Here is a 12,434-nt window from a genome sequence, read left to right as displayed (position 1 = left end):
AGATGGCCGAATCGTGGCGTAACCCGTTGCGGGACAAGCGCGACAAGCGCATGCCCCGCATCGCCGGACCGTGCAGCGTCGTGATCTTCGGGGTGACCGGAGACCTGGCACGCAAGAAGTTGATGCCCGCGATCTACGACCTGGCCAACCGCGGCCTGCTCCCCCCGTCGTTCGCCCTGGTCGGTTTCGCCCGGCGGGAGTGGGCCGACGAGGATTTCAGCAAGGTCGTCTACGACGCGGTCAAGCAGCACGCGCGGACCCCGTTCCGCCAGGAGGTCTGGGACCGGCTCGCCGAGGGATTCCGCTTCGTACAGGGCACTTTCGACGATGCCTCGTCCTACGAACGGCTCAGTGAGACGCTGGACAAGCTGGACGCCGAACGCGGCACCGGTGGCAATCACGCGTTCTACCTGTCGATTCCGCCCAACGCGTTCCCGGTGGTGTGCGAGCAGCTGCAGAAGTCGGGGCTGGCCCGCCAGACGGACGGCTGGAGCCGGGTCGTCATCGAGAAGCCGTTCGGGCACGATCTCGACAGCGCCCGCGAGCTCAACGCCGTCGTCAACAGCGTCTTCCCCGAGGAGTCGGTGTTCCGCATCGACCACTACCTCGGCAAGGAGACCGTCCAGAACATCCTGGCCCTGCGCTTCGCCAACGAGCTCTTCGAGCCGGTGTGGAACTCGCACTACGTCGACCACGTGCAGATCACGATGGCCGAGGACCTCGGACTGGGCGGCCGCGCAGGCTATTACGACGGGATCGGCGCCGCACGCGACGTCATCCAGAACCACCTGATCCAGCTGCTCGCGCTCACCGCGATGGAGGAGCCGGTCAACTTCAGCCCGCACGAACTGCAGGTCGAGAAGCTCAAGGTGCTCTCGGCGACCAGGCCGCTGGAACCGCTGGACCGGACCACCGCCCGCGGTCAGTACGCGGCCGGCTGGCAGGGCAGCGAGAAGGTTCCCGGGCTGCTGGAGGAAGAGGGTTTCGCCAGCGATTCCGTCACGGAGACCTTCGCGGCGATCACGCTGGAGGTGGACACCCGGCGCTGGGCCGGCGTCCCGTTCTTCCTGCGCACCGGTAAACGGTTGGCGCGCAGGGTGACCGAGGTCGCACTGGTGTTCCGGCGCGCACCCCATCTGCCGTTCGACAGCACCATGACCGAGGAGCTGGGCAAGAACGCGCTGGTGCTGCGCATCCAGCCCGACGAGGGCATCACCATGCGGTTCGGGTCCAAGGTGCCCGGCAGCGCGATGGAAGTGCGCGACGTCAACATGGACTTCTCCTACGGCTCGGCGTTCGCCGAGGACTCCCCGGAGGCCTACGAACGGCTGATCCTGGACGTCCTGCTCGGGGAACCCTCGTTGTTCCCCGTCAACGCCGAGGTCGAATTGTCCTGGGAGATCCTCGATCCGGTGCTGGAGAACTGGGCCGCGCACGGCCAGCCGGAACCGTACAAGTCCGGCACCTGGGGTCCGGCGTCGGCCAACGAGATGGTGCACCATCTCGGCCGGGAATGGAGGCGACCGTAGTGATCGTGGAGCTGACGGACACCACCACCAACGAGATCAACAAGAAGATCACCGGGCTGCGCGAGGAAGGCGGGGCGCTCACCCTCGGGCGGGTGCTCACCCTGGTGATCGCCGCCGACAGCGATGCCGCGCTGGAGGAGGCCGTCGAGGCGGCGAACTTCGCCAGCCGCGAGCATCCCTGCCGCGTCATCGTGGCGTTGCCCGTCGACCGTGACGGCGCCGAGGCACGTCTGGACGCCGAACTGCGGGTGGGCCGCGACGCGGGCGCCGGCGAGGTCGTGGTGCTGCGGCTCTACGGCGAACTCGCCGACCACGCCGACAGCGTGGTGCTGCCGTTCCTGCTGCCCGACACCCCGGTGGTGGCGTGGTGGCCCGCCGCCGCGCCTGCGGTCCCCTCGCAGGATCCGTTGGGCAGGTTGGCGATCCGCCGCATCACCGACGCCACCAACTGTCCCGACCCGCTGGCCGCCATCAATAGCCGGCTGCCCGGCTACGCCGTCGGTGACACCGACATCGCGTGGAGCCGGATCACCTATTGGCGGGCGCTGCTGGCCTCCGCCATCGACGAGACCCCGCACGAACCCATCGAGTCCGCGGTGGTGTCCGGTCTGCGATCCGAGCCCGCGCTCGACATCCTCGCCGGCTGGCTGGCCAGCCGGATCGACGGCACCGTCACCCGCGCGGTCGGCACACTGAAGGTCGAGCTGCACCGCGCCAGCGAGACCGTCACGCTCAGCCGCCCGCAGGAGGGCGTGACGGCCACGTTGAGCCGCACCTCGCGCCCGGTGGCACTGCTGCCGCTGGCCCGGCGGGAGGTGCCGGAGTGCCTGGCCGAGGAACTGCGCCGGCTCGACGCCGACGAGATCTACCGCGAAGCACTGGCCGGACTGGACAAGGTGAGCTACCGATGACCCCGACGATCGAAACCTATTCCGACACCGACGCTCTGGTGGCCGCCGCGGGTGACCGGCTGGTGGACGCGATCACGTCGGCGATCACCGCGCGCGGCGTGGCGCACGTGGTGCTGACCGGCGGCGGCACCGGGATCGGCCTGCTCAAGCGGGTCGGAGGGCGCAGCGAAGAGATCGACTGGACGAAGGTCCACATCTACTGGGGCGACGAGAGATTCGTGCCGCACGACGACGACGAGCGTAACGAGAAGCAGGCCCGCGAGGCGTTGCTCGACCACGTCGGAATCCCGGCGAGCAACGTGCACCCGATGGCCGCGAGCGACGGTGAGTTCGGCGACGCGCTGGACGCGGCCGCCGAGGCCTATTCGCAGGTGCTGATCGAGGCCGGCGGTGCCGAGCCCACGCCCGTGTTCGACGTGCACCTGCTGGGCATGGGCCCCGAGGGCCACGTCAACTCGCTGTTCCCCGACACCGCCGCGGTACGCGAGAGCCTACGGATGGTGGTCGGGGTGAGCGACTCCCCCAAGCCGCCGCCGCAGCGAATCACGTTGACACTGCCCGCGATCGCGCGCTCGCGTGAGGTGTGGCTGGTGGTGTCGGGGGCCGGCAAGGCCGACGCGGTGGCCGCCGCCGTCGGCGGCGCGAAACCGGTCGACATTCCCGCCGCGGGCGCCGTCGGGCGGGACGCGACGGTGTGGCTACTGGACGAGGCCGCGGCTTCGATGCTCTGAGCGGTGGTGGACGTGATGGCCTGCTGAGCTACAGGAGCGCGCCGATCTCTGTCAGCGCGCCGGTATTCGCCGTCGGTCCCCTGCGAACTCATCCACGACATTGGTCTACCACACAGGCCGGGCCCCGGCGTGACGTCGGTCATACTGGCCAGATGGCAGACAAGGCTGACAGACCAGTTCGCACCGGGCCGGAACGGATCCGAAAGCTCGCGCAGGCGGCGATGAACGCCGATGTCACCGTCGAACAGGTCGACACCATCCTGGAGAGCCTGAGCGAGACGTTGGAGGATCTGAACAGTTCGACCGAGGTTCTGGACGCCACATTGGAGCGGTTCAACGAAACCATCAACCAGATCAATGAGCTCGCACCGCGACTGCACGGTGTCGTCGACCGGATGGAGGGTGTGGTGGCCCGCGTCGAACGGATCGTCGGTATCGGCGAGTCGGTGATCTCGCCGCTGGCCGCGACCGAACAGGTGATCCGCGGCGCGGTCGACCGGGTGCGGCGCAGCACGGGACTCTAGATCATCTAGCCGCTGTTGCGCAGCGCGGTGGCCAGCCCGCTCATCGTGAGCAGGATGCCGCGCTGCACCAGTTCGTCCTCGTCGCCGGATCGGTAGCGCCGCAGCAACTCCACCTGCAGGTGGTTGAGCGGTTCCAGGTACGGGAAGCGGTTGAACACCGAGCGGGCCAGCGCCGGGTTGTCGGCGAGCAGGTCGTCGTGACCGGTGATCAGCCGGTGCATGCGGATGGTGCGGGCGTGTTCGTCGGCGATCTTGTCGAACACCCTGCGCCGCAACGCCTCGTCCTCGACGAGCTGGGAGTAGTGGGCGGCCAGCCCGAGGTCGGACTTGGCCAGCACCTGCGCCATGTTCGACAGCACGGTCGCGAAGAACGGCCATCGCCGGTACAGGTCCTGCAGCACCGCGAGCCGGTCCGCACTGCCCGGCCCCTCCCCGACATAGTCCTCGAACGCGGTGCCGGTGCCGTACCAGCCGGGCAGCATCACCCGGGACTGGCTCCAGGCCAGCACCCACGGGATCGCCCGCAGATCGGAGATCGACGTCGTCGGTTTGCGTGAGGTGGGCCGGCTGCCGATGTTGAGCGCACCGATCTCGCTGACCGGTGTCGAGGCCTTGAAGTACTCGACGAAACCCGGTGTCTCGTGCACCAGTTCGGCGTAGGCGCGCTGCGCGCGGGCGGCGAGGTCATCGAGCACCTGGTAGGCCGGTTCCGCTTCGTCGCCGAGTCCCTCGACGTCGAGCAGCGTGGCCTCCAGGGTCGCCGCCAGCAGTGTCTCCAGGTTGCGGTGCGCGATGCGGGGTTCGGCGTACTTGGCGGCGATCACCTCGCCCTGTTCGGTGATCCGCAGCGAGCCCTGCACCGCGCCGGGCGGCTGCGCCAGGATCGCGTCGTAGCTGGGCCCGCCGCCGCGGCCGACGGTGCCGCCGCGACCGTGGAAGAGCCGCAACCGGATCCCGGTCTTGCGCGAGGTCTCGACCAGATCCAGTTCCGCGCGGTACAGGGCCCAGTTCGCCGCGAGGTAGCCGCCGTCCTTGTTGGAGTCCGAGTAGCCGAGCATCACCTCCTGGCTGTCGCCGCGCGCGGCGACCACCGCTCGGTACAGCGGAAGGTCCAGGGCCGCTTCGAGGATGGACGCCCCGCGCTGGAGGTCGTCGATGGTCTCGAACAGTGGAACGATCCCGACGGGGGCGTACGGATGCTCCGACGACGCGTCGAGCAGCCCCGCCTCCTTCAGCAGGATCGCCGCCTCGAGCATGTCCGACACCGACTGGCACATCGAGATGATGTAGTTCGGCACCGCCTGCGGGCCGAACACGTGCACCGCCCTGGCGGCGGCGGACACGATGTCGAGCTCTTTGCGCGCCAGCTCGGACAGCTCGGCGTCCGGCCTGATCAGCGGCCGTCGCATGGCCAGCTCGGCGGCGAGCAGCTCGACGCGCTGAGGCTCGTCGAGGGAGGCGTAGTCCGGATGCACCCCGGCCCAGGCCAACAGCTCGGCGACCACCTCTTCGTGCACGTCGGAGTTCTGCCGCATGTCCAGCCCCGACAGGTGGAAGCCGAACACGCGCACGGCTTCCCGCAGCCGGCCCAGCCTGTCGTCGGCCAGCAGCGCGCTTCCGTTGGCGCGCAGCGACTGGTCGACGGCGTCGAGGTCGTCGAGCAGTTCGCCGGGCTCCGAGTACGGCTCGAGGCCGAGATCGAGCTCGTGCTCGGGCTGCCGGTCGAGGATCTGCCGCGCCGTCGCGGTGAGCCGGGCGTGCACCACGCGCAGTGCCCGGCGGTACGGCTCGTCGCCGCGGGCGGGCTCGTCGCAGGCGTCGGCGAGCGCGGCCAGCTGCTCGCTGGTGTGCACCAGCCGCACCGACATCGACAGCTCCTGCTCGAGCGCGGTCAGTTCGGTGAAGTAGTGCGCGAACGCCGTGTACGCCGCGCTGCCGGTGGCCAGCCGGACCACCTCGGCGGTGACGTTGGGGTTGCCGTCGCGGTCTCCGCCGATCCACGACCCGGGCCGCAGGATCGGGTCGTCCAGGATGCCCGAGCCCGGCCAGCGCTCCTGCAGCGCCGACCGCACCTCGGCGTTGACCTGCGGGATGACCTCCAGGAACGCGGCCTCGTAGTAGCGCAGCCCGGTCTCGATCTCGTCCTGGATCTTCAACCGGGACAACCGGATCAGCGCGGTCTGCCACAGCGTGAGGATGTGGCGGCGCAGCTCGCGTTCGACGTCTTTGCCTTCGGGGGTGACGGTGAACCCGTGCAGGCGTAACCGCATCAGCTCGGTGATGCGGTGCTGGGTGTCGAACACCGTGCGGCGTCTGGTCTCGGTCGGGTGCGCGGTGATGACCGGCGAGACCAGCGCGCCGGCGAGGGCTTCGGCGACCGCGCCGGCGTCGAGGTCGGCGTCGTCGAGTTTGAGGTAGGTGGCGGCCAGGCTGCTGTTCTGCGGTGGTTTGCCGGCGGCTTCGTGGATCGCCCGGCGCCGCTCGCGGTGGATGTCCTCGGCGACGTTGGCCAGCAACGCGAAATGGGTGAACGCCCGAATCACCGGGATGGCCAGCCCGACGTCCACCCCGTCGAACATCTTGACCATGTCGGCCCGGTCGATCTCGGACCGCCGCACCCGGAACGCCTCCACCCGGGCCCGCTCGACGAGATCGAAGACGTCGTCGCCGTTCTGCTCGCGCACGATGTCGCCGAGCATCGCGCCAAGCAGCCGGATGTCCTCGCGCATGGGCTCGGTGGCTTCCCGGCCACCCTGGGTGCGCTGGACCGAGCCGATCGGTTCGAGCGTGCTGTCGGGGATGTCGGGTGGTTGAGCCATCAATCGATTATCTCCGCTGCCGGAACCCACCGCAGAACGAGTCGGGGGTGGGCCGGCGTGCGGTCAGCGTCAGCTGTACTTGATCTGGAGCGCCATCCCGATGATGCAGACGATCCAGATTCCGGTGACGAACAGCGTCAGCCGGTCGAGGTTCTTCTCCACGACGGTGGAGCCGGACAGACTGGACTGCACACCGCCGCCGAACAGGCTGGACAGACCGCCGCCCTTGGCGCGATGCAGCAGAACCAGGAGAACGACCAACACACTGGTCACAACCAGGATGATCTGCAGGGCCAATTGCATGGGGGCAAGCCTACCGAAGCGGGCGGGCGGTTACGGCAGCGGCCCGCCGGCGGCGATCGCCGACAGCGTGGCGAACTGTTCACCGTCCAGCGACGCGCCACCGACCAGCGCACCGTCCACGTCGCTCTGCCCGACGATCTCGCCGACGTTCTTGGCGTTCACCGAGCCGCCGTAGAGCACCCGCACCCCGGCCGCGACCTCGGGCGAGGCGAGATTTCCCAGCTCGGCCCGGATCGCCTTGCAGACCTCCTGCGCGTCGGCGGCACTGGCCACCCGGCCGGTGCCGATCGCCCACACCGGTTCGTAGGCGATCACGGTCTGACTGATCTGCTCGGCCGACAGCCCGGCCAGCGAACCGCGCAGCGAGTTCACGTTGAACTCCACGTGGTTGCCCGCCTCGCGCACCTCGAGCTGCTCACCGATGCACACGATGGGCGTCAGCCCGTGCTTGAGCGCCGCTTTGGCCTTGGCGGCCACCAGTTCGTCGGTCTCGCCGTGGTAGGTGCGCCGCTCGGAGTGCCCGACGACGGCGAACGTGCAGCCCAGCTTGGCCAGGAACGCTCCGCTGATCTCGCCGGTGTACGCACCGGAGTCGTGCTGGGACACGTCCTGGGCGCCGTAGGTGAGCCGCAGCTTGTCACCGTCGACGAGCGTCTGCACGCTGCGCAGATCGGTGAACGGCGGGATGACCGTGACGTCGACCTTGTCGAAATACTTGTCCGGCAACGAGAATGCGATCTTCTGCACCAACGCGATCGCCTCGAAGTGGTTCAGGTTCATCTTCCAGTTGCCCGCGATCAGCGGCTTACGCGACAAGTTCGATCTCCTCGTTCAGTCCGACAGGATCTGGATGCCGGGCAGCTCTTTGCCCTCAAGGTATTCCAGCGACGCGCCGCCGCCGGTCGAGATGTGCGAGAAACCGTCCTCGGGCAGCCCGAGCCGGCGGACCGCCGCCGCGGAGTCGCCACCGCCGACGACGCTGAACGCGCCCTTGCCGGTGGCCGTGATGATGGCCTCGGCGACGCCCTTGGTGCCCGCGGCGAACGCCGGGAACTCGAACACCCCCATCGGGCCGTTCCAGAAGATGGTCTTCGCGTTCGACAACAGCGCGGAGAACCGGCGCACCGATTCCGGGCCGATGTCCAGGCCCATCTTGCCGTCGGGAATTCGGTCGGCAGGCACCACCTCGGCGGGTGAATCCGCGGAGAACTCGTCGGCGACGACGATGTCGACCGGCAGGTGCAACACGTCACCGTAGTCGTCGAGCAGCTTGCGGCAGGTCTCGATCATGCTCTCTTCGAGAAGCGACTTGCCCACCGAAAGTCCCTGGGCGGCAAGGAAGGTGAAGCACATGCCGCCGCCGATGACCAGGCTGTCGGCCTTGGTCGCCAGGTTCTCGATGACTGCCAGCTTGTCCGAGACCTTGGAACCGCCGAGCACCACCGCGTAGGGGCGTTCGGTGGACTCGGTGAGCTGGGTGAGCACCTTGACCTCGGTGTCGACCAGGAAACCGGCGTAGTGCGGCAGCAGCGTCGCCACGTCGTACACCGACGCCTGCTTGCGGTGCACCACACCGAAGCCATCGGAGACGAACGCCCCGCCCGAACCGTCTGGGCCGCCGACCAGTTCGACGAGCGCCCTGGCCAGGCCGAGCCGTTCCGACTCGTCCTTGCTGGTCTCCCGCGGGTCGAAGCGGATGTTCTCCAGCAGCAGGATGTCGCCGTCGGTCAGGCCCTCGGCGCGGGCCAGCGCGTCGCTGCCGACGACGTCGCCGGCCAGCTGCACGTGCAGGCCCAGCCGCTCCCCCAGCGCCGTGGCGACCGGCGCGAGGGAGAACTTCGGGTCCGGCTCGCCCTTGGGCCTGCCCAGATGCGCGGTGACGACCACCTTGGCGCCGGCGTCACTCAACGCCTTCAATGTCGGCACGGAGGCGATGATCCGCCCCGGGTCGGTGATCGTGTCGCCGTCGAGCGGGACGTTGAGGTCGGAGCGCACCAGCACGCCCCGGCCCGACACCCCCTCGGCGAGAAGGTCGTTCAGTGACTTGATCGCCATTGCCGGCTACAGCGACTTGCCGACGAGGGCGACGAGGTCGACGAGGCGGTTCGAGTAGCCCCACTCGTTGTCGTACCAGGAGACGACCTTGGCCTGGTTGTCGATGACCTTGGTCAGACCCGAGTCGAAGATCGAGCTGTGCGGATCGGTGACGATGTCGCTGGACACGATCGGGGCGTCGTAGTACTTCAGGATGCCCTTGAGCGGACCTTCGGCCGCGGCCTTCATCGCGGCGTTGATCTCGTCGACGGTGGCCGACTTGCTCAGCTCGGCGGTCAGGTCGGTGACCGAGCCCGTCGGGATCGGCACGCGAAGGGCGTAGCCGTCGAGCTTGCCCTTCAGCTCGGGCAGCACGAGGCCGATGGCCTTGGCGGCGCCGGTGGAGGTCGGCACGATGTTCAGCGCGGCGGCGCGGGCGCGGCGCAGATCCTTGTGCGGGCCGTCCTGCAGGTTCTGGTCCTGGGTGTAGGCGTGGATGGTGGTCATCAGGCCCTTGACGATGCCGAACTCGTCGTTGATGACCTTGGCCAGCGGGCCGAGGCAGTTCGTGGTGCACGAGGCATTGGAGATGATGTTCTGGCTGCCGTCGTACTTGTCGTCGTTGACGCCGAGCACGATGGTGATGTCCTCGTCGGTGGCCGGCGCGGAGATGATGACCTTCTTGGCGCCCGCGTCGAGGTGGCCCTGGGCCTTGTCACGCTTGGTGAAGATGCCGGTGGACTCGACGACGACGTCGACGCCCAGGTCGCCCCAGGGCAGCGCCGCCGGGCCTTCCTTGACCTCGAGCGCCTTGATCTTGGTGCTGCCGACGACGATGGTGTCATCGCCTTCGAGGCTCACGTCGTAGGGCAGCCGGCCCAGGATCGAGTCGAACTTCAGCAGGTGCGCCAGGGTGGCGTTGTCGGTGAGGTCGTTGACCGCGACGATCTCGATGTCCTTGTTCTTGCCTTCGGCCTTCTGCGCGTCCAACGCGCGGAAGAAGTTGCGTCCGATACGGCCGAAGCCGTTCACACCAACACGGATCGTCACGGGTGTCTCCTCTGTCCTCATTTTTTCGGTGAACTGCGCCGTCGACTACTGGTGCCCAGCCTAGTGGTTGGCCTCACACGCTGGTGAGGTCGCCCCTGGGCGATGTCACAGCATGCCGACGCTCTGGTCGACATACGGATTGCCGAGCCATCTACGGCGAACCCGTTGCAGGGTGCCGTCCTCTTCGAGCTCTGCCTGGGCGACCTGGAGCCGCGCCAGCAACTTCTGGTCGGCGGGGTTGACCGCGACCGCGATGTCCTCGACCGACAGCCCGCGCTGCACCAGCTCGACTCCGGGCACCTGCTTGACCAGTTCGGCCAGCGCCGGCGCGAGTTTCATCACCGCGTCGCAACCGCCGGCGACGAGGTCGGCGATCGCGGTGCTCACTGCGCCGTAGTCGTACACCCGGACCCGCGCCGCCTTGCCGTCGGCCACCAGCTGCTGCGCGATCGCCTCGCTGGTGTTGCCGCGCTGGACGCCGACGGTCAGTCCGGCCAGATCGTCTACCGAGTGCACCTGCGGCAGCCGGGCGGTGTCGACCGCCAGGCCCTGCCCGGAGATCAGGTAGGGCGGCAGGAACGCCGCCTTGTGCTCCCGCTCGGGGGTGACGGTGATGCCGGCGATCACGCAGTCGTAGTCACCGGCGGCGAGGCGGTCGAAGATGCCGTCGAAATCGGCGCCGTCGTAGGCGACGAACTCGACCTCCTCGGCGATGGCCCCCGCCAGCGCGGTCATCACGTCGATGTCCAGGCCCGACTTCCCCGGCATCGCGTTGAACGGCGGTTCCGGATAGGCCACACCCACACGCAACGTCGTCATCCGTCCAACGTAGGCCGTTTCCCGTCCCGTCGACGGGACGCGCAGCTAAGGTCCAATCGATTCGAGGAGGCACGTGGTGTTGATCGGGCTGCTCAAGCGAGCAATCGCGGCGTTCATCCTGGCGCTCTACGCGACCATGGCGCTGTCCGTCGGGGTCGCGCTCGCCGACGACGGGAGCTCGACGGGTCACGGGTCGGGCCACGCGGACACGCCGGCGACCTCGCAGCGCGACACCGTCACCGAAGACACCGCCGAGGACGTCACCGAAGACACCGAGGACCCTGCCGAAGACACCGCTGAAGACGTCACCGACAACGTCACCGAAGACACCGCGGCAGACCCGGTCGAAGACGTCACCGAAGACACCGCCGAGGACGTCGGCGCGCCGGCGGAGCCTGCCGGGGCCGCCGACAGGCGCCGCGCCGAGCGCGCGCTCGAGGCGGCCGCCGTGACCGACGTTCCGGCCGGAGCCGATCGCTCGGTCACGGACTCCCCCGCCGACCCCGGACCCGCGTCGCGACGCGAACTCGCAGAGGTGGACGAGGCGACCGCGAGCACCGACGAGGCGAGCCCGGCGGCACTGCTCCGCGACGCCCGCGCCGACGACGAACGGGCAACGGTGGCACCAGATGTCGCACCGGGGCCCCGGCCGTACATCGCGCCCCGGCTGGACCGGCAACTGGCGGGCGGTTTCTCCGACGTCGGGACGATCCTGGCGTCGGTGGTGTACGCGACGGCGACCGCCGTCGCCCACGCCTTCGGCCCCGACAGCTTCTTCGGCGTGCCCCACCTGCTGGCCACCTTCGTCGCCAACACCGCCGCCGCGGTCGGCCGCACGCTGGTCGGCGGCTTCGCCGACGCGGTCACCGGACCGCTCCCGGTCACCTACGGCCTCCTGGACGGGATGGCGCTGTTCCGGCCGACGAAATCCCCGGCCGGGGCCAACGACCCGTCGGTGGGCGTCACGCCGGAGAAACCGCTGCCCATCATCCTGCTCAACTCGACGGTCATCACGCAGGGCATGAACTGGTCTGTCGGGGCGCCGGTGCTGGCGAATGCGGGCTACAAGGTCTACACGTTCAACTACGGCAACGTCACCACCAACCCCAACGCGCTGATCCAGTCCATCGGCGACATCAGGAATTCCGGACTCGAACTGGCCGCGGAGATCGACCGGGTGCTCGCCGAGACCGGTGCGCCGCAGGTCATCCTCATCGGCCACTCACAGGGCGGCGGCGCGCTGCCGTCCTACTACATCAACAACCTCGGCGGCGCGGACAAGGTGTCCCAGCTCATCGGCATCGGCCCCGGCCACCACGGCACCACCTTCATGGGCCTGGTCTCGCTGGTGCTGCAACTGCCTGTGTTGCGGCAGCTCTACATCGGGATCTCCGAGAGGTTCGCCCCGGCGTTCTATCAGCAGTCCTACGGCTCGCCATTCGTCGACGAGGTCTACGGCAACGGCGACACCCGCCCAGGCGTGCGGTACACCACGATCAGCACCGCCTACGACGAGGTCGCGACGCCGTACACCCTGCAGGCGCTGGACGGGCCGAACGTCACCAACATCGTGCTGCAGCACCGCTACCCGGGACTGTTACTCGGGCACCTGAACATGGTCACCAGCCCGTACACCTGGTCGGTCGTCCTCGAAGAGCTGGCGGCCAATCCCGCGGCGAACCCGGCGCAGACCGTCCGGGCCGAGGCGGCCTGA

General features: G+C 68.7%; 11 protein-coding genes. 5 read left to right on the top strand and 6 right to left on the bottom strand.

Annotated elements, in window-relative coordinates; genetic code table 11:
* The first annotated feature begins 2 nt into the window (after positions 1–2).
* The 4 genes from zwf to C6A87_RS12630 all read left to right on the top strand — a co-directional run bounded on the left by zwf (position 3) and on the right by C6A87_RS12630 (position 3,695).
* Positions 3–1,529 carry a glucose-6-phosphate dehydrogenase gene (gene zwf, locus C6A87_RS12645; protein ID WP_311117526.1) on the top strand — a complete coding sequence of 509 codons (1,527 nt, stop codon included), beginning with the start codon at positions 3–5 and terminating at the stop codon, positions 1,527–1,529.
* Complete coding sequence (gene opcA, locus C6A87_RS12640; RefSeq protein WP_311117909.1) at positions 1,529–2,440, top strand: glucose-6-phosphate dehydrogenase assembly protein OpcA; 912 nt, start codon at positions 1,529–1,531, stop codon at positions 2,438–2,440. The genes zwf and opcA overlap by 1 nt, the downstream gene beginning before the upstream one ends.
* Entirely contained in the window at positions 2,437–3,171 is a 735-nt protein-coding gene (gene pgl, locus C6A87_RS12635; protein ID WP_311117525.1) for a 6-phosphogluconolactonase, read from the top strand. Before opcA ends, pgl begins: the two co-directional genes overlap by 4 nt.
* Before the next feature lie 152 nt (positions 3,172–3,323).
* The gene (locus C6A87_RS12630; protein WP_311117524.1) at positions 3,324–3,695 is read left to right on the top strand and encodes an ATPase; all 372 of its coding nucleotides are present in this window, start codon (positions 3,324–3,326) and stop codon (positions 3,693–3,695) included.
* Positions 3,696–3,700: 5 nt separating this feature from the next.
* On the opposite strand, the gene ppc is transcribed toward C6A87_RS12630, so the two are convergent.
* From ppc to C6A87_RS12600, 6 genes are all read right to left on the bottom strand, one after another.
* A complete protein-coding gene (ppc, locus tag C6A87_RS12625) occupies positions 3,701–6,514 on the bottom strand; it encodes a phosphoenolpyruvate carboxylase (protein ID WP_311117523.1) in 2,814 nt (937 codons plus the stop codon).
* A gap of 69 nt (positions 6,515–6,583) precedes the next feature.
* A complete protein-coding gene (gene secG / locus C6A87_RS12620) occupies positions 6,584–6,817 on the bottom strand; it encodes a preprotein translocase subunit SecG (RefSeq protein ID WP_311117522.1) in 234 nt (77 codons plus the stop codon).
* Between the two features lie 30 nt (positions 6,818–6,847).
* Positions 6,848–7,633: a triose-phosphate isomerase gene (gene tpiA, locus C6A87_RS12615; RefSeq protein WP_311117521.1), complete on the bottom strand. Its 786-nt coding sequence runs from the start codon at positions 7,631–7,633 to the stop codon at positions 6,848–6,850.
* Between the two features lie 15 nt (positions 7,634–7,648).
* Positions 7,649–8,872, bottom strand: a complete 1,224-nt coding sequence (locus C6A87_RS12610) for a phosphoglycerate kinase (RefSeq protein ID WP_311117520.1) — start codon at positions 8,870–8,872, stop codon at positions 7,649–7,651.
* A gap of 6 nt (positions 8,873–8,878) precedes the next feature.
* Complete coding sequence (gene gap / locus C6A87_RS12605; RefSeq protein ID WP_311117519.1) at positions 8,879–9,901, bottom strand: type I glyceraldehyde-3-phosphate dehydrogenase; 1,023 nt, start codon at positions 9,899–9,901, stop codon at positions 8,879–8,881.
* A gap of 105 nt (positions 9,902–10,006) precedes the next feature.
* Positions 10,007–10,720 carry an ABC transporter substrate-binding protein gene (locus tag C6A87_RS12600; protein ID WP_311117518.1) on the bottom strand — a complete coding sequence of 238 codons (714 nt, stop codon included), beginning with the start codon at positions 10,718–10,720 and terminating at the stop codon, positions 10,007–10,009.
* A gap of 73 nt (positions 10,721–10,793) precedes the next feature.
* Between C6A87_RS12600 and C6A87_RS12595 the strand changes: the two genes are divergently transcribed.
* On the top strand, positions 10,794–12,434 hold the full coding sequence (locus tag C6A87_RS12595) for an alpha/beta fold hydrolase (RefSeq protein WP_311117517.1): 1,641 nt from the start codon (positions 10,794–10,796) through the stop codon (positions 12,432–12,434).

The sequence above is a fragment of the Mycobacterium sp. ITM-2016-00317 genome, from assembly GCF_002968295.1.
GTDB lineage: Bacteria > Actinomycetota > Actinomycetes > Mycobacteriales > Mycobacteriaceae > Mycobacterium.
This window is presented reverse-complemented; position numbering and strand designations above follow the sequence as displayed.